The organism is Rhodanobacter sp. Soil772 (assembly GCF_001428385.1).
GTDB lineage: Bacteria > Pseudomonadota > Gammaproteobacteria > Xanthomonadales > Rhodanobacteraceae > Rhodanobacter.
Genome location: NZ_LMSK01000001.1, coordinates 254,897 through 272,180 on the forward strand (window position 1 = coordinate 254,897; position 17,284 = coordinate 272,180).

Sequence of the window (17,284 nt, forward strand, 5' to 3'; positions counted from 1 at the left end):
TCTCCTGGGACAGCGGTAGCTTGCCGCGACCGCGGCGAGGGGCGGCATCGTAACCCACTGGCGTGCGTGCGCGGGGGTCAGCCCCGCGCGGAGGCCTTGTCGGAGGTGGCGGCCTGGAGATTGTCCTTGGAGCGGAATGCGGTGGTCTGGGTGCGCGTGCGGAACGGGGTGTTGCCCAGGACCTCGATGCGGCCGCCGTGTTTCTTGAACGCTGCGATGTCGTCGGCGATGGTTTCGCTGGTCATGCTTCGGCTCAGACTCTTGCCCTTGCCGGGACCGAACAGGCGCGACGTGGTGCTGTGCTTGCTGACGGTCGGGGTGGACTTGCGGGACATGGTTTCTCCTTTTTGCTGGTGGCTCCGCGGTGGCGGGCGCGTGGGCCTGCGCCGGCGGCTTGGCGTGCGGCGAAGCGTGCTCGACACCCGTCGCCTCGATCGGACTTCTCTCTGCGGCGCGGCTGAGGTGCGCGGTAAAGCTCCCGGATATGGGGCTGTGGGGCAGAGGAAAGTCCGCGCATCGTACGCAAACATCCATGAAAATGATGTTATGTGAGGCAAAATGCGGCAAAAAGCAGAATTTTGAAACGGAAGCGGAGCACCACGGCGGGGTGTGGTGCATGGACGCGGTGGCCGGCGTGGCCGACCGTGCCGAGGTGTTGCATGCGACTGCCGAGTTGGCCCCTCCCCCAGCATCTCCGGAAGAGGGGCCGAGGCCTCAATGCCGGTGCAGCGTGCCGGATTTCGGGCAGTGGCATTGCGCGGTGGGCCCGAACTCGGTGCCGAAGCTGCGGCCGTCGCGGTGACGCTGCCAGTAGAACTCGGGGGCGGGGCGGCTCTTGCCGGCGACTTCGGCCATGTCGGCGTCGATGTCGAACACGCGGCCGTTGACGGCAACGTAGCGGGTATCGGCGGTGGCGCGAATGTTCTCCAGCGGGTTGCTGTTGAGTACGACGAAGTCGGCGCGCTTGCCCGGTTCCAGCGAGCCGAGGTAGCGGGCCAGGCCGAGCAGGTCGGCGCCGTCGTAGGTGGCCGCGCGCAGGGCCTCCCAGTTACTGAAGCCGCTTTGCGCGAGCATCCAGATTTCCCAGTTCTCGGACAGGCCCTGCAGTTGGCCGTGGCCGCCGGTCTGGATTTTCACTCCGACGTCGCGCAGTTTCTTCGCGGCGGCGCCGACTTCCTTGTAGTAGTAGTCCCACTCCGGCGCGGTGTCGCGGCGGATCGAACGGGCGTCGAGCGTTTCGCGTGGGAAGAAGCGGTTGAGCTTCTTGTCTTCCCACACGTTGTCGCGCGCATACCAGTAGTTCTCGCCGGACAGGCCGCCGTAGTTCACCACCAGGGTCGGCGTGTTGCGCACGTCGGTCTGCTTCCACAGGTTGATCACGTCGGCGTACAGCGGCGCGACCGGCAGGTTGTGCTCGATGCTGGTGACGCCGTCGAGGATCATCGGCAGGTTGTGGTTGAGCGTGGAACCGCCTTCCTCGACCACCAGCATGCCCAGCTCGCGCGCGGCCTGGTTGATCTGCTGGTGCTGCTCGCGGCGCGGCTGGTTGTAGCTCTTCACGCTGAACGCGCCGTTCGCCTGCATCCGGCGCAGGTGGGCGCGGGCGTCGTCGAGCGAATTGATCACCGCCTTGAAGTCGCCGTCGGCACCGTACAGGATCGTGCCGGTGGAGAACACGCGCGGGCCGACCAGGTCGCCGGTCTTGAGCAGTTCGGCCTGCGAGAACACGGTTTCGGTGGTAGCCGACGGGTCGTGCATGGTGGTGACGCCGAACGCGAGGTTGGCGTAATAGGCCCAGTTCGCCTGCGGCACCACGCCGGTGAAGAAGTGGCTGGCGTGCGCATGCGCGTCGACATAGCCCGGCACGATGGTCTTGCCGGTGACGTCGATGACTGTCGCGTTGGCCGGAATCGCCACGCTGCCCGTCGCGCCGAGCGCGCGGATGCTGTCGCCCTCGACGATCAAGGTGCCGTTCTCGATCACTTCCTGCTCGCCGGACTGCGCGTTCTTCATGGTGATCAGGCGCGCGCCGGTGAACGCGAAGGTGTCCGTCGGGCGATCCATCGGCAGGCTCAGGCCGACGTCGATGCCACGTTCGCTGCCGGGCTTGGGCAGTTGTTTCGGTGCGCCGGGCAGGAAGGCGAACGCGTCCTTGAGATCGCGTGAGTGGTAGTTGCGCCCGACCATCCAGTGCAGCGCCTTCGCGTCGGCCGACCAGTGCAGGTAGGAGCCGACGTCCTTGCTGACCTGGGTCAGCGGGATCGCCTTGGTGTCCTTCGACAGCTCGATCGCGGTGCCGGTCTGCGGCAGCGGCGCCACGTAGGCGTTGAACAGTTCGGTGAATGCGACCCACTGGCCGTCCGGGCTGAGGCTGACCGCATCGACGTACTTCAGGTCGAACACGTCACGCAGTTCCTCGCCGTGGATGCCCACGCTTTGCAGCTTTTTCTTGAGACCGTTGCCGGTGAGGAAGTACACGCGCTGGCCGTCGGCAGCGAACTGCGGGTTGCTGCCGGATTTCGCGATCCGCTTCGCCATGACGCCGTTCGTCGGCATCAGGTAGATGCCGGCTTCGCCGGCATTGAGGTTGCCGCTGATCGAGCCGCCGGCGGTTTTCGCGTAGGCGATCTGGCTACCGTCGCGCGAATACGTCGGCGCGTAATAGAAGCCGGGCTTGTTGGTCAGCGTGCGGGCCTGGCCGCTGGCGAGGTCGCGCTCGACGATCGCGCCCTGCGCCGCGTCGGACCAGGTCGTGTACAGCAGCTTGCGACCGTCCGGACTGAACGCGGGCTGGTATTCGAACTGGCCGTTTTCAGCGGCCAGACGCTGCGGCATGCCATCCGGCAGCGCCTTGGTCCACAGGTGGCCGACCGCGTGGAACACCAGCGTCTTGCCGTCCGGGCTGGTGGTGACATCGCGGATCATCTTCGGCGCGAAGCTGCCCTGGTCGAGTTTCTGTTCGAAGCGCAGCGGTTGCGCCACGGTCTGTTCGACCGCGGCGCTGAACGGGATCGGCGTGTGCGTGCCCTTGTCGGCATCGACGCGCCACAGCTTGCCCTGTGCCCAGATCACCAGGTTCTGCGAATCCGGCGTCCAGGCGAAGTTCGCGTAAGGGCCGAAGATCGCCCAGGCTTCCTGCATGTCGTGCGAGAGGCCGTCCCACAGCGGGCGCACGTCGCCGGTGTCGAGGTCGACCAGGTGCAGCACGCTCTTCTCGCGCACGCGCTTGACGAAGGCCAGCGACTTTCCGTCCGGCGACGGCTGCGGCCGCACCGCGCCGCCGGGCGTCGCCACGATGGTTTCGGTTTCGCCGGTCCGGCGGTCGAGCCGCTTGATCGCGTAGATCACGTCGTGCGGGTTCTTGTTGTACTGGAAGTACGGCCCGGCGCTGACGTCCTCGGAGTAATACACGTAGCGGCCATCCGGGCTCACCGCGGGTTCGCCCAGGTCCTGCTGGTCGTTCTTCTGCTTGGTCAGCTGCAGGCCGGCGCCGCCGCTCTTGTGATACATCCACAACTCGCCGGCGCCGAGCGAGCGCTCGCCGGTGAAATGCTTGCGGCCGATGAGGTACTGGCCATCCGGCGTCCACGCCGGGTTGTTCATCAGGCGGAAATCCTCCTTGCTGACCGCACTCGCGTTGCCGCCGCTCACCGGCATGCGCCAGAGGTTGTTGCCGCCACCGCGGTCCGAGGTGAACGCGATTTCCTTGCCGTCCGGCGAAAACCGCGGCTGCACGTCCCAGGCCGGACCCGAGCTGATCCGCTTCGCGCTGCCGCCCTCGATCGGCATCAGGTACAGGTCGCCGAGCAGGGCGAACACGATGCTGCGGCCATCCGGACTGACGTCGAGGTCGATCCAGGTACCTTCGTCGGTGGTGAACTTGACCGTCTTGGTCGGGCCATGCGCGGCGTTGACGTCCCATTTGGACGTCTTGCCGTCCTTTTCGTCGGCGGCGAGCGCCGCTGCGGGTGCGAGCGAGAGGGTGGCGAGAATCGCGAGGCGAAGCAGTGACATGAGAAACTCCGGATCGGTAATCCTCCGATGGTAGAGGAAGCGCACCGGCCGCAACCGGGCCGAAAGTCCCGCACGCGGCGGAGCCGTGTTCTTCCCCGCGGGCGCATCGGATTGCCTCCATCTCCTTGCGTCCGCGTTATTCTTGCCGCTCCTCTCGTCGGGACCGTATCGGAGGTGGGACATGGCCGTTCTCGTGGGGTTTTCCGGCAGCCTGCGCAAGGGTTCGTTCAATGCCGCGCTGTTGCGTGCCGCGGGCGCGACGATGCCGGCCGGCAGTCGGCTGGAGATCATGTCGATTGCCGCGTTTCCGCTGTACAACGGCGACGATGAAGCCGCGCACGGCATTCCGGCCGAGGTCACGGCGCTCAAGGACGCGATCGCGGCGGCCGACGGCCTGCTGATCGCGACGCCCGAATACAACAACAGCATTCCCGGCGTGACCAAGAATGCGCTGGACTGGCTGACGCGACCGCCGGCCGACATTCCGCGCGTGTTCGCCGGCAAGCCGGTGGCGCTGATGGGCGCGTCGCCCGGCGGCTTCGGCACGATCCTGTCGCAGAACGCCTGGCTGCCGGTGCTGCGTACCGTCGGCGCAGAGCTGTGGACCGGCGGTCGCCTGATGGTGTCGCGCGCGGGCAGCGTGTTCGATGCCGAGGGCGCCATCGTCGATGCGCGTACCAGCGACCTGCTGCGCAAGTTCGTGGAGGGCTTCGTCGCCTTCGCGCAAGGCAACTCGACAAGGAATTCGTAAAGCGGCGGTCAAGGGAAGGAGTGAGCTGGCCAGGGTTTGAAGGAGTAACCTGCCGGCTTCCGTTTGCCCGCTTGCGCATGAGGTGGTGCCTTGTCTCGTGAAGGTGACATGGTCGGCATGAATCCGACACTGCGGATCACCGGCCGCAGCAGTTCGCATTTCACCCGCCTGGTGCGCGTGTTTGCGGAAGAGCTTGGCGTGGCCTGCGAGTTCGTTCCGGTCTACGACCTAGCGTCGCTGGATCCGCGTGACTATGCGGGGAATCCCGCGCTCAAGTTGCCCGTGCTCACGCAGGGCGATGCGAGCGTATTCGGCGCCGAAAACATCTGCCGCGTGCTGGCGGAGTCCGCGCCGGAGCGTCGGCGGATCGTCTGGCCCGAGGATGCATGCGATGTGCGGGCGCGCAATGCGCAGGAACTCGTCTGGCATGCCATGCAGGCGCAGGTGCAGCTCGGCTTCGGTACGCAGATCGCCAAACTTCCGGCGGACAGCGTCTACTTCGTCAAGGCCGCTGCCGGGTTGCGCAACGCCCTGGAGTGGCTTGATGAAAGAGTGCAGCCCGTCGTCGACGCGTTGCCGCCCCGCGACCTCAGCATGCTGGAGGCGTCGCTGTTCTGCCTCATCGAGCATCTGGCCTTCCGCCCGACTATCCCTCTCGCGCCTTATGGCCGCCTCACGGCTTTCGCCCGGGAGTTCGGGAAGCGGGCTTCGGCAGGAAACACGGCTTACCGGTTTGACGTGCCGCCCGGTTGCGACGGGCAAGGTGATGGCGGTCGTTGATCGCCTTGGCCATCGTGATGCGTGCAGTGGATTTCCTCGTGGTGGGAAACCTGTACTCTGGCCCTGGGTTTCCCCGCACAGGAGTCTGCCATGAAGCTCGCTTCGCCTGCCTTGCTTGCGCTGTGTCTGTGGGGTCTCGGTTTTAACGTGGCCGCGCAGGCGGTGGCGCAGAGCGGATCTGCGCCGACTGCCTACGATCGCGCGCTGGCGCAACGCCTTGGCGCCGACGCGCACGGGATGCGCAGTTATGTACTGGTGATCCTGAAGACGGGACCGACGAAGGTACCCGAAGGGGATCGGCGCAAGGCGATGTTCGCCGGACACTTCGCCAACATCGAACGTCTGGCCGCCGCGGGCAAGCTGGTCATGGCCGGACCGTTTTCGAAAGATCCCGACGGCTGGCGCGGGCTGTTCCTGCTGGCCGTGGACGATCTCGAAGAAGCCCGGCGCCTGACCGTCACCGATCCGGTCATCGTCAACGGCGAGATGGTCGCCGAGTACCACCCGTGGTACGGCTCCGCGGCCGCGATGATGATCCCGGAGATCCACAAGGCACTGACGCCGCCGGCGAACTGAATACCCCGTTCGTTGCGCACCTCGACGTTGCCGCACGCCGCCTGCAGCGCCCGCGGGTCCATGCCGGCCTGCGGAAATTCGCGCGGCCGTGATGCGCTGTGGTGGCACCATGGACATTGCGTGACCCATCCATGCGGGGAGTAACGGCATGACCTTCTATCCGTTTGCATTGTCGATCGCCAGCACGTTGCCGCTCGCGGTGGCCGCGTCATGAGCCGCCGGTTCGACGCGATCATCGTCGGCGCGGGCCAGGCCGGCCCGCCGCTGGCGAACCGGCTGACCCGGGCCGGCCAGTCGGTAGCGCTGGTCGAGCGCAAGCTGTTCGGCGGCACCTGCGTCAACACCGGCTGCATGCCGACCAAGACCTTGGTCGCCAGTGCACGCGCCGCGCACATGGCCCGTCGCGCGGCCGATTTCGGCGTGGTGCTGGCGGGCGCGGTGGGCATCGACATGGCCAGGGTGAAGTCGCGTGCCGACACCGTCATCGCCAACGCGCGCCACGGCGTGCGCGCGTGGCTGGATGGCATGGACGGCTGCACGGTGATCGAAGGTCATGCGCGGTTCGAGGATGCGCAAACCCTGCGCGTGGGCGACGAACGGCTCAGCGCGCCGCAGATCTTCTTGAATGTCGGCGGCCGCGCGGCGGTGCCGGACCTGCCCGGCCTGCACGACATCCCGTACCTCACCAACACCTCGATCCTGGGCCTGGACCGCGTGCCGGCGCATCTGCTGATCGTGGGCGGCAGCTACATCGGGCTGGAATATGCGCAGATGTACCGCCGCTTCGGCGCCCGCGTCACCGTGGTGGAAAAAGGCCCGCACCTGATCGGGCGCGAGGACGAGGACGTGTCGACGGCGGTGCGCGGGATCCTGGAAGGCGAAGGCATCGACGTTCGCACCGGTGTCGCCGATCTCGCGTTCGCGGGCGAAGGCGAAACGCTCGCGGTGACGGTCGACGGCGAGCGGCTCGCCTGCAGCCACGTGCTGGTGGCGGTGGGACGCGTGCCGAACACCGGCGACCTCGGCCTCGAGAAGGCCGGCGTGGCGACGGATGCGCGCGGCTACATCAGCGTCGACGATGAGCTGCGCACGAACGTGCCCGGCATCTGGGCGCTGGGCGACTGCAACGGCCGCGGCGCGTTCACGCATACCGCGTACAACGACTTCGAGATGGTTGCGGCGAACCTGCTCGATGGCGAGCATCGCCGGCTCAGCGAGCGCGTCAGCGGCTACGCGCTGTACATCGACCCGCCGCTGGGCCGCGTCGGCATCAGCGAGGCGCAGGCGCGCGAGCGCGGGCGTCCGTTCCTGGTCGGCAAGCGGCCGATGAGCCGGGTCGGCCGCGCGGTGGAGAAGGACGAGACGCAGGGCTTCATGAAGGTGATCGTCGATGCCGAAACGAAGGCGATCCTCGGCGCCGCGATCCTCGGCAGCGATGGCGACGAGGCGATCCACGGCATCATCGACATGATGAGCGTGGGCGCCACCGCCACCCAGCTGCAGCACACGGTGCCGATCCACCCGACCGTATCGGAACTGATCCCCACGCTGATCGCGGAAGCGCAGGCAGCGGGCGGGTAGGGCCCATTGCCGTTGCCTGGCAGGATCGCCTTGTCCAAATCGCGGGGCCTCGCGCGTCATAGGCATGGCGGAGCATGCTGCCCGCCGATCACCCGGAACGGAGAATCACGATGCAATATCTACTGATGCTGTATGCGGAGGAAGGCGGCTGGTCGCGCATGTCGCCGGCCGAACAGGAGCAGGGCGTTGCGGCTTACGGGGCCTATACGCAGGCGTTGAAGACGGCGGGCGCGCTGGTCGGGTCGAACCGCCTGCAAGGCAGCGCGACCGCGACCACCGTGCGCGTGGCGAACAACAAGTCGCAGGTGCTGGACGGCCCCTATGCGGACTCCAAGGAGCAACTGGCCGGCTACTACCTCATCGACGTGGCCGATCTGGACGCCGCGCTAGCCTGGGCGGCGCGCTGCCCGGCCGCGAGTCACGGCATTGTCGAAGTGCGGCCGGTCTGGAGCATGTAGGTTGGATCGCACCGCGCAGGCGCGTCGTGCGGCGGATGCGGTGGCCCGCCGCAGCTACGGCAAGCTTGTCGCCTTCCTGGCCGCTGCCATGCGCGACATGGCCGCGGCCGAGGATGCCTTGTCCGAAGCGTTTGCCGCGGCCCTGGCGGACTGGCCGCGCAACGGCTGCCCCGCGAATCCGGAGGCCTGGCTGCTGACCGTTGCCAGACGCAAGGGGATCGACAGGTTTCGGCAGCATCGCAACGGCGAGGCGGCGGCCGTGCAGTTGCAGGTTCTGGCGGAGATCGGCGAGAGCGCGTCGGCGGAAGGGGATGACGCGGCGATCCCGGATCGGCGCCTCGCGCTGCTGTTTGCCTGTGCGCATCCGGCCATCGATGCCGGCATCCGCGCGCCGTTGATGCTGCAGGCAGTACTCGGGCTGGATGCGAAGGCCATCGCCGCGGCCTTCCTCGCCTCACCGGTGGCCATGGGCAAGCGGCTGGGGCGGGCGAAGCAGAAGATCCGGCAGGCCGGCATTCCCTTTGTCGTGCCGGCGCGCGACGAACTGGCCGGGCGGCTGGACGGCGTGCTGGAAGCCATCTACGCCGCCTTCGCGGAAGGCTGGAGCGATCCCGGCGGCACCGACGCGATTCGTCGCGACCTCACTGCGGAGGCGTTGTTCCTCGCCAGGCTGGTCGCCGAGTTGCTGCCGCAGGAGCCGGAGGCGCTGGGCCTGCTGGCCTGCATGCTGCATGCGGAAGCACGCCGTTGCGCGCGCCGCACGGCGAAAGGCGACTACGTGCCGCTGGCCGCGCAGGATGTCGCGCTGTGGGATGCGGCGATGATCGACGAAGCCGAGGCCCTGCTGTTGCGCGCCAGCAGGCTGGGTCGCATCGGCCGCTACCAGCTCGAAGCCGCGCTGCAGTCGGCACATGTCGAGCGTTGCCGCAGCGGCCGCACCGACTGGACGCCGGAGGTGCAGATCTACGACGCGTTGCTGGCGCTCTGCGGCTCGCCGGTGGTCGCGCTCAACCGCGCGCTGGCCATCGCGGAGCTGAAGGGTCCGGAGGCTGCGCTCGAGATCATGGACGCGCTCGCCGCCGATGGCCGGCTCGTCGATTACCAGCCTTACTGGGCGGCACGGGCGGCGTTGCTGGCCAGGACGCACGCCTACCGCGACGCGCGGCACGCCTTCGACGTCGCGATCGGTCTTGCCGGCGACCCGGCCGTGCGCCGTTTCCTGCAGGATCGCCAAGCCGCGTTGCCGCACTGAGCCGGGTGCGCTGCGAAGGGAGCCCGACGGGAGGTCAGGCGTTTCCCCGCTGCGTCTTTGCCGCGGCCTCGCCGGTTTCCCCGATCGCGCCGCACTCGACCGCCTGCTGCAGCCGCTGCACCTCTTCGAGTATGCCCATGAAGCGGCGGCCGAACGGCGTCAGTCGGTATTCCACCTCGACCGGCGGTTTCTCGCCGTGCACGGTGCGGTGCATGATGCCGAAGCGGGTCATCTTGCGCAGGCGCTCGTTCATCACCTTGGCGGAGAGCCCCGTGCAGGCGCGCAGCAGCGCGCTGGGGCGATGGTTTCCTTCCGCGCAGAGCTGCAGCAGCCGGATCGACCATTTGCAGCCGACGATGCTTTCGACCATCGAGGCGACGGGAACGGGCGCAGGAGCGGCGTTCGCCGTGTCCGGCCGCCTGCTGGCTGCAAATTCGTGTTCGCCCATGTCGTAACCACCTTACCGAAAAGTGCCTTCCTGACGCGCGCCGGTGCCGTCGCTAGAGTCCGTGGCCACGGAGCGCAAGCCTGCGCCCCGAACCCGGCGCAATCAGAGGAGCCAGGCTATGAAAGAAACCCATGCCATTCCCGGATACACCTTCGGCACCAGTGCGATCGCGCGTTCTCCGGTGACGCCCGGTGACTTCGAGTTGATGAAGAGGAGCATCCTGTTCGACGACGAGGACGTCAAGTATCTGCGCCTTTCGCGCGGCATCGTGGCGGATCAGGTCGAGGCGATCCTCGACGTCTGGTACGGCTTCGTCGGCTCGCAGCCGCACCTGCTGGCGTCCTTCTCCGGCCGGGTCGACGGCAAGCCGCTGGGCAATTATCTCGGCGCCGTGCGCAAGCGCTTCGGCCAGTGGATCCTCGACACGGCCGCCGCCGAATACGACCAGCGCTGGCTCGACTACCAGCACGAGATCGGCCTGCGCCACCATCACGCGAAGAAGAACCGCACCGATGGCGCTACCTCGACCGCCGTCGTGCCTTTCCGCGACCTGTTTCCGCTGATCTACCCGGTGACCTTCACGCTCAGGCCGTTCCTCGCCAGCAAGGGGCACGCCGCCGGGGAGGTGGAGAAAATGTACGCCGCGTGGCTGAAGTCGTGCCTGCTGCAGATGACGCTGTGGACCTACCCGTACATCAGGGACGGAGATTTCTGATGGCGCCGGAACCGGCCCCTGAGTGGCGCACCAGCGCCTGGCTGAATACCCCCGAGCCGCTGAGCCTCGGGGGCTTCCGCGGGCGGGTGGTGTTGCTGCACGCCTTCCAGATGCTCTGCCCGGGCTGCGTGGCGCACGGCATCCCGCAGGCGCAACGCGTGGCGAAGCTGTTCGAGGGCGCGCCGCTGGCCGTGGTCGGCTTGCACACGGTGTTCGAGCATCACGCGGCGATGGGGGCGGAGTCGCTGCGCGCGTTCCTGTACGAGTACCGCGTACCGTTTCCCGTCGGCATCGACGCGCCCGGCCCGGCCGGCGATCCGATCCCCCGCACCATGCGCGCGTACGCCATGCAGGGCACGCCGACCACGATCCTGATCGACGCGCAGGGGCGCCTGCGCCGCCAGGTGTTCGGCGTGCACGACGACCTGCTGCTCGGCGCGGAAATCGGCAGCTTGCTGGCGGAGATGGAGCAGCAACGCCTGGACGCGACGGACGCGGCGGGGCATTGCACCGATGGCCGCTGCGAGGTGGGTGCCGGGGCGGCGACGCGGGATCGGCTTTCGTAGAAGCGCATGGGTGCGTCGCTGCGGGCGGGCCGTGTCGATCCGGTCGCAGAGATGACCGCGGCCGGCGTGCTGCTGGGTACCGCGGGGCTGCGGCCGACGGCCGAGGGCGCGCCCAAGCCGTGAGCCCGCGCACCGCTGCTGCGGGATGGAGGCGATCGGGCCTCCATCCCCTTGCGCTCAGTACTCGAGTTTCGGATACCAGTCCGTGCCGCGCCCCTCGGGCGTCATGTCGAGGATGGTCCACAGCGGCATCAGGTCGGGTGCGCCGCGCGGGTCCTGGCCGGGGTCGGCGCTCTCGAAGCCCATCTCGCCGCTCCAGAAATGGCGGATCGTGCCGTCGCGGCGGGTGAACACGTTGAGTGCGGCCTGGTCGCCGTCGCCGCCGTCAGTGTCGATGGCGAAGTAGTCGCGGCTGTAGGCACTGTCGATGTCCGAATACAGTTTGAGGTCGTGCCAACCGCGTTCGTTCTTGAACGCGACCAGGCGTTCGATCGGCGAACGCGCGACCACGGCCAGCGCCACGCGCTGGTCGACGTCGCGCGCCTCGCCGTCCCATGCGCTCAGCAGCGAGGTGCACATCGGGCAGGGCCGCGCGCGCTGCGGGCCGAACATGTAGCTGTAGACGACCAGGGTTTGCTTGCCGCCGAACAGGCCGGCGAAATCGAGCGGCCCGCGTTCGCCCTGGAAGCGGTAGTCGCCGCTCACCTCGCCGCCGGGCGGCAGCGCGCGGCGCTGTTCGGCGACGCGCTCGATGTGCCGGCGCAACTCGATCTCCTCGGCGAGCAGGGCGGTGCGCGCGCGGCGGTAGTCGTCGCTTTCGCTGGGAAAGCGCATGCGGTTGCGCCCGGCCAGTTCGGTGGCGGGCACGAGGGCAGGGATGTGCGTCATGGCTGGTCTCCGGTGGGGCTTTGCGTGGGCAGGGATCTTTCCCTGGCGACGAACAGCGCCGCAGGAAATCGACACCCACACGAAGACCCGGCCGGGCAAGGGCAGCAGCTTGAACGAGGCCCGGCGTACGGCGTCAGGGTTTCTCGACGACGCTCCCGATGGCTTGCCCGAATGCCAGCAGGTTGCCATCCGGGACGAGCACCAGCAGCTCGCGCTGGCCGTAGGGTTTGTCGGCGGGGCCGTGCACGTCGGCGGGCGGCAAGCTGTCGAGCTGCGGTTTCAATTCGGCATACAGCGCATCGACGTCGCGCACGTCCACGTAGTAGGCGAAGCGACGGTTGCCCGGTGGCACCGCGTACTCGCCCTTGCTCTCCATGATGCGCAGGCCGGCCGTTTCGCGCTCGATGTAGGCGTAGCCGGGCGCGCGCAGCAAGGTGCGGAAGCCGAGGACGCCATTGAAGAAGCGCAGTGCTTCGTCCAGGTCGGTGACGTGCATGAAGGGCGTGATCTGGATGGTGTTGGACATGGCTTCTCCGGGTGGCAGCGCCGATCGGGTCGAGGATAACCGCGACCGATACGGGGAGCAGATGGTTCGCTTGCAGCGGCGAATCGTTGCAGCGGCAAGCGCGACGACACGGCGTCAGCGCTGCGCAGTCCGGTTCTTGCGCACCCGCTGTGCGACGGGGATCAGCGCGAGCAGCGCCACGATCGCGAAGCCCGCGCCGGCGAGGAAGGTGGCGCGCGAGCCGAACGCATCCCACAAGCCGCCGGCCACCACGCTGGCCGCCAGCAGGGCCAACCCGCTCACCAGGTTGAACATGCCGTACGCGGTGCCGCGCAGGTTGGCCGGCGCGGTGTCGGCGACCATCGCGGCAAGCAGACCCTGGGTCATGCCCATGTGCAGGCCCCACAGCGCCACGCCCAGCGCCAGCCCGGCCAACCCGCCGACGAAGGCCAGTGCCAGATCCGACAGCACCAGCACCACCACGCCCAGCCCCAGCAGCGTGCCGCGATCGTAGCGGTCGGCCAGCACGCCGATCGGGTAGGACGACAGCGAATACACCACGTTCATCACCACCAGCACCAGCGGGATCAGCGCCAGCGCCAGCCCGAGTTCCTGTGCGCGCAGCACCAGGAACGCTTCGCTGAAACGGGCCAGGGTGAACACCGCGGCGATCGCCACCACGCCCCAGTACAGGCGCGGCAGACGCGCCAGCTCGGCGCGCGACAACGGCGCGCGCGCCCGCTTCATTTCCCTGTCGCCGGGCGCGTCGTGCACGCCGAACAGCACCAGCGCGAATGCGGCGAAGGCCGGCAGCACCGCAACCCAGAACACCAGCGGGATGTTGTCGGCGGTCAGCCACATCAGCACGATCGCCAGCGCCGGGCCGAGGAACGCGCCCGTGGTGTCGAGCGACTGGCGCAGGCCGAACGAGGCGCCGCGCAGTTCGGCCGGTGCCAGGTCGGCGATCAGCGCATCGCGCGGCGCGCCGCGGATGCCCTTGCCGATGCGGTCCACGAAGCGCGCCGTGACCACCCACCCAAGCGTGCTCGCCAGCGGAAAGATCGGTTTGGTGAACGCCGCCAGCCCGTAGCCGATCGCCACCAGCAGCTTGCGCCGGCCCAGCCAATCGGACAGCGCGCCGGAAAACACCTTGGTGATCGCGGCGGTGGATTCGGCGATGCCCTCGATCAGGCCGACGGCGAGAGCCGAGGCGCCGAGCACGCTGACCAGGTACACCGGCAGCAGCGCGTGGATCATCTCCGAGGAGATGTCCATCAGCATCGAGACCAGGCCGAGCGCCCAGATGCCTGCCGGAATCCGCCGCAGCACCGAAGGCGCCCGCGCCGCGGCGCTGCTGGATCCTTCCGTGTGCTGGCTCATGGCGGCGCTTCCGGGGATGTCATGGGGCAGGTCAGGCCGCTCAGCGCGCGGGCAGGGCGTAGCCGAGATCGTAGCTGTGCTTGCCGCCGGCAATGGTGATCGTCATCGTGCCGGCGAGGCCGGCCAGTTCGCCGGTGCCGGAACCGGGCACCACCACGACGGTCCACTCCTGCGGCGTACCGTCGACCATCAAGGCGCGGTGCACCAGCACGAACGTGCCGCTGCGGCCGTGCAGCTTGCCGGTGACTTTCTCCAGCGCCACGTAGGCGCCGGATGTCGTGCCGTCGCCCGCAGCCAGCATCTCGCCCTGGCTCGTCGCGTCCAGGTCGCCGTGGAACTGCTTGTCCAGCGACAGCCGTGCGAGGCCGGAAGCCCGGGCCTGGGGATTGTCGGGAGTCTGTGGAGTGACCTTGACGTCGAAATGGCCGGTGGCATGCATGATGGCGGGCTCCGTGGAGGTTGGTGCGGGCGCGGCGAGCGGGCTGAGGTTGGCCGGGTCCGCATCCGGCTGGCGGCGGCGTTCAGCCGTGTTACTTTGCGGGCAGTATCAGTCCGATGGTCCGCGTGCGCACATGACAGAAGCGGCACGCTGATTCTGGCTTTCGGGTCTGCCTACGGGAATGGGCATGCACTTCGACCTTTTTACGCTCGGTGTCATCGGCGCGGCCATCGGCATCGCCATCTCGATAAGCTTCACCTTGCTCGGGCTGGTGCTGCGCGGCCTGCCGGCGTTGCGCATCTGGGCCAGTGCGTTCTGGGTGGTGACTGCCGCCGCGCTCGCGCAAGGCCTCAACGAAAACGGCAGCCTGCTTTCGACGGTCGTGGGCGGCGGCCTGATCGCGCTGGCCAACGCGCTGATGCTGATGGGCATCGCCATCCACCTGCGCTATCCGCTGCGCTGGCGCTGGCCCATGGCGGTCGTCGCGTTGTTCGTCGCCAATCAGCTCCACGTCTACCTGTCGCCGCCGTCGCAGACGGTATCGGCACTGATGTTCGGCGCGTACAGCGTGGTCTGGGACGTGTGGATGGTCTGGGTGCTGCTGTGGCGCTCGCCGCGGGACATGCGCAACACCTGCAGTTTTACCGCGCTGATTTTCATCATCGACGCGGTCTTCTACCTGCTGCGTTCGGTGGTCGTGCTGTTTCCGCAGCTGCTCGCGCACTCGCGGCTCGACGAGCTGCTTACCACCTGGAATTACCTGTTCGGCATCCTGTCCTCGTTCCTGCTGAGCACCGGGTTCACCCTGATGCTGGCTGAGCGGCTGACCCTGGACCTGCGCCGGCTGGCGCGCACCGACGGACTTACCGGCCTGCTCAACCGCAGCGCGCTGATCGAGGCGGGCGCCCGCCTGGTCGATGCCTGTCGCGCACGCAGGCAGGCCTGCAGCGTGCTGATGTTCGACCTGGACCATTTCAAGTCGATCAACGACAGCTGGGGCCATGCCGCGGGCGACGCGGTGCTCAGCCATTTCGTCGAGGTGATCCGCGGCATGGGCCTGCCCCGCGACACCTTGTTCGCGCGCTACGGCGGCGAGGAGTTCGTGCTGCTATTGCCCGCGATCGAGCCCGCGCAAGCCGGCGTCCTGGCCGAACGCATGCGCGCCGCCGTGGCGGCGGAGCCGGCAGTGTTCGGCGGCCGCACCATCAACATCACCACCAGCGTAGGCGGAGCCACCGCCACCGACGCGAATTTCGAGCACCTGATCAGCGCCGCCGATGTCGCGCTGTATCGTGCCAAGCACCTGGGGCGCAATCAGGTGGCGTGGAATCAGGGGGCGTAGAGGAGCCGGACAAGGGCGTTTTCGTCCTCCGTTGCACCCGTATTTTCCGTTGCAGGAGGACCTTCATGAGACGCACATGGACGATCATCGGAGTGGACGATGTAGCTGGCAGCTTCAGGTGGTACCAGTCGCTGCTTGGCTTGCCGGAGACGGCTCCCGCTCACGATTATTTCGGGCAGATCCTCGACCCGGACGGAACGGTCTTGCTCTGCCTTCACGCGTGGGGCGCCCACGAGCATCCCTCCTTGACGAGCCCTGATCGCGCGCAGCCTGGCAACGGTCTCCTCCTGTTTTTCCGTATTGATGATTTCGACATGGCGTTGTCGAGGGCACGCGCCCTCGTCGCCCGGCTCGAAGAGGAGCCCCAGGTGAACCCGAACACGGGGACCAGGGAGTTCTCGCTCCGGGATCCGGACGGGTATTACGTCACGATCAGTGCGCTCTCTGCCGCCTGATCCCATAAGCGACTTCCCGTCAACGCCACGAGCGTTCCGCGTGCTGCCTGACTTCAGCGCAGGCCTGTATGGAAGGCAACAACGGGGTTACCGGATACGAAGAACAGTGCCGTCGGCTGGCGCCGGACGCCCACTCAAGATTCCGATGGCGCGGCGCCTGACATCGCGTTAGCCTGCGCGCTTCCGCGTCGCGGAATGGGGGAGGGGGCTTTATGCGCAAGGCATGGAAGTGGCTCGGCCGCTTGGCGGCCGGTGTGCTGGTTCTGCTGGTGGTAGTGCTGCTTTCGGCTTATGTACTGAGCGAGCGGCGCATGGCCAAGGTGTACCGGATCGACCCGCCGGTGCCGGCGGTGCCTGCCGATGCGGCTGCGGTCGAACGGGGCAGTCACCTGGCCGCGATCCGCGGCTGCAAGGACTGCCATGGCGCCGATCTGGGCGGCGCCACCTTCATCGACGATCCGCTGTTCGCCCGCCTGTCGGGCAGCAACCTCACACCCGGCGGGGCGGGCGGCAAGCTCACCGACGTGGATCGGGTGCGCGCGATCCGCCACGGCGTGGCGCCGGACGGGCGCCCACTGCTGTTCATGCCGGCGCAGGAGTTCAGCCACCTCGGTGACCAGGACCTGGGCGACCTGCTGGCCTATCTGCACAGCGTGCCGGCGGTCGAGCGCACGCCGCCGGCGAACCGGGTTGGTCCGCTCGGGCGCGTGCTGTTCGTGGCCGGCAAGGTGCCGCTGCTGCCGGCGGAGATCGTCGACCATGCCGTGCAGCGGAGCGAGCCGCCCGTGGCCGGTCCCACCGCCGCCTACGGCGCCTACCTCGCCAGCGCCTGCGCCGGCTGCCACGGCAAGGGTTTCTCCGGTGGACATATCCCCGGCACGCCGCCGGACTGGCCCGACGCCGCCAACCTCACGCCAGACCCGAGCGGCCTGGCGAACTGGAGCGAGGCCGACCTGAAGAAGGCGCTGCGCGACGGCATGGCGCCGGGTGGCCGAGTCCTGAAGACCGACTACATGCCGGTGCGGGTGACCCGCTTCCTCACCGACGAGGAGGTCGGCGCCCTGTACGCCTATTTCCACAGCTTGCCGGCGAAGCCGCGCGGGCAGGGCTAGCGAGGCATTGACGGAAAGCGTC

General features: G+C 68.0%; 18 protein-coding genes. 11 read left to right on the forward strand and 7 right to left on the reverse strand.

From position 1 onward, the window contains the following. Window positions 1-77: 77 nt before the first annotated feature. Window positions 78-335, reverse strand: coding sequence for a hypothetical protein (locus ASG75_RS01285; RefSeq protein ID WP_056384997.1), 258 nt, complete (start codon window positions 333-335; stop codon window positions 78-80). A 379-nt stretch (window positions 336-714) separates the two neighbouring features. Beyond that, a complete protein-coding gene (locus ASG75_RS01290; protein WP_056384999.1) occupies window positions 715-4,014 on the reverse strand; it encodes an amidohydrolase family protein in 3,300 nt (1,099 codons plus the stop codon). 181 nt (window positions 4,015-4,195) lie between these two features. On the opposite strand from ASG75_RS01290, the gene ASG75_RS01295 reads away from it, so the two are divergent. The 6 genes from ASG75_RS01295 (at window position 4,196) to ASG75_RS01320 (ending at window position 9,412) form a co-directional block, all read left to right on the forward strand. Continuing rightward, a complete protein-coding gene (locus ASG75_RS01295; RefSeq protein WP_056385001.1) occupies window positions 4,196-4,765 on the forward strand; it encodes an NADPH-dependent FMN reductase in 570 nt (189 codons plus the stop codon). Window positions 4,766-4,882: 117 nt separating this feature from the next. Continuing rightward, window positions 4,883-5,545: a glutathione S-transferase family protein gene (locus ASG75_RS01300; protein WP_056386916.1), complete on the forward strand. Its 663-nt coding sequence runs from the start codon at window positions 4,883-4,885 to the stop codon at window positions 5,543-5,545. Window positions 5,546-5,635: 90 nt separating this feature from the next. Further along, window positions 5,636-6,121, forward strand: coding sequence for a YciI family protein (locus ASG75_RS01305; RefSeq protein ID WP_082547455.1), 486 nt, complete (start codon window positions 5,636-5,638; stop codon window positions 6,119-6,121). Window positions 6,122-6,331: 210 nt separating this feature from the next. Then, window positions 6,332-7,702 carry an FAD-containing oxidoreductase gene (locus tag ASG75_RS01310; RefSeq protein WP_056385005.1) on the forward strand — a complete coding sequence of 457 codons (1,371 nt, stop codon included), beginning with the start codon at window positions 6,332-6,334 and terminating at the stop codon, window positions 7,700-7,702. Window positions 7,703-7,812: 110 nt separating this feature from the next. Then, the gene (locus ASG75_RS01315; RefSeq protein WP_056385006.1) at window positions 7,813-8,160 is read left to right on the forward strand and encodes a YciI family protein; all 348 of its coding nucleotides are present in this window, start codon (window positions 7,813-7,815) and stop codon (window positions 8,158-8,160) included. Window position 8,161: 1 nt separating this feature from the next. Further along, entirely contained in the window at window positions 8,162-9,412 is a 1,251-nt protein-coding gene (locus ASG75_RS01320; RefSeq protein WP_056385008.1) for a DUF6596 domain-containing protein, read from the forward strand. A 34-nt stretch (window positions 9,413-9,446) separates the two neighbouring features. Here ASG75_RS01320 and ASG75_RS01325 read toward each other — a convergent pair whose 3' ends face one another. Continuing rightward, complete coding sequence (locus ASG75_RS01325) at window positions 9,447-9,860, reverse strand: winged helix-turn-helix transcriptional regulator (RefSeq protein ID WP_056385010.1); 414 nt, start codon at window positions 9,858-9,860, stop codon at window positions 9,447-9,449. 118 nt (window positions 9,861-9,978) lie between these two features. Between ASG75_RS01325 and ASG75_RS01330 the strand changes: the two genes are divergently transcribed. Next, on the forward strand, window positions 9,979-10,575 hold the full coding sequence (locus ASG75_RS01330; protein WP_056385012.1) for a protoglobin domain-containing protein: 597 nt from the start codon (window positions 9,979-9,981) through the stop codon (window positions 10,573-10,575). Then, window positions 10,575-11,141 carry a redoxin family protein gene (locus ASG75_RS01335; RefSeq protein WP_056385014.1) on the forward strand — a complete coding sequence of 189 codons (567 nt, stop codon included), beginning with the start codon at window positions 10,575-10,577 and terminating at the stop codon, window positions 11,139-11,141. Before ASG75_RS01330 ends, ASG75_RS01335 begins: the two co-directional genes overlap by 1 nt. Window positions 11,142-11,318: 177 nt before the next feature. Here ASG75_RS01335 and ASG75_RS01340 read toward each other — a convergent pair whose 3' ends face one another. From ASG75_RS01340 to ASG75_RS01355, 4 genes are all read right to left on the reverse strand, one after another. Then, entirely contained in the window at window positions 11,319-12,029 is a 711-nt protein-coding gene (locus ASG75_RS01340; RefSeq protein WP_056385016.1) for a DUF899 family protein, read from the reverse strand. Between the two features lie 133 nt (window positions 12,030-12,162). Further along, window positions 12,163-12,555, reverse strand: coding sequence for a VOC family protein (locus ASG75_RS01345; RefSeq protein WP_056385018.1), 393 nt, complete (start codon window positions 12,553-12,555; stop codon window positions 12,163-12,165). Between the two features lie 114 nt (window positions 12,556-12,669). Beyond that, window positions 12,670-13,914 carry an MFS transporter gene (locus ASG75_RS01350; protein ID WP_056385020.1) on the reverse strand — a complete coding sequence of 415 codons (1,245 nt, stop codon included), beginning with the start codon at window positions 13,912-13,914 and terminating at the stop codon, window positions 12,670-12,672. 40 nt (window positions 13,915-13,954) lie between these two features. Continuing rightward, entirely contained in the window at window positions 13,955-14,353 is a 399-nt protein-coding gene (locus ASG75_RS01355) for a DUF3224 domain-containing protein (protein ID WP_056385022.1), read from the reverse strand. A 187-nt stretch (window positions 14,354-14,540) separates the two neighbouring features. Between ASG75_RS01355 and ASG75_RS01360 the strand changes: the two genes are divergently transcribed. From ASG75_RS01360 to ASG75_RS01370, 3 genes are all read left to right on the forward strand, one after another. After that, a complete protein-coding gene (locus ASG75_RS01360; protein WP_056386918.1) occupies window positions 14,541-15,695 on the forward strand; it encodes a GGDEF domain-containing protein in 1,155 nt (384 codons plus the stop codon). Between the two features lie 65 nt (window positions 15,696-15,760). Continuing rightward, window positions 15,761-16,150 (forward strand): VOC family protein, encoded by a 390-nt coding sequence (locus ASG75_RS01365; RefSeq protein ID WP_056386920.1) that lies wholly within the window; start codon window positions 15,761-15,763, stop codon window positions 16,148-16,150. 212 nt (window positions 16,151-16,362) lie between these two features. Continuing rightward, window positions 16,363-17,262 carry a cytochrome c gene (locus ASG75_RS01370; protein ID WP_056385024.1) on the forward strand — a complete coding sequence of 300 codons (900 nt, stop codon included), beginning with the start codon at window positions 16,363-16,365 and terminating at the stop codon, window positions 17,260-17,262. Window positions 17,263-17,284: the final 22 nt, after the last annotated feature.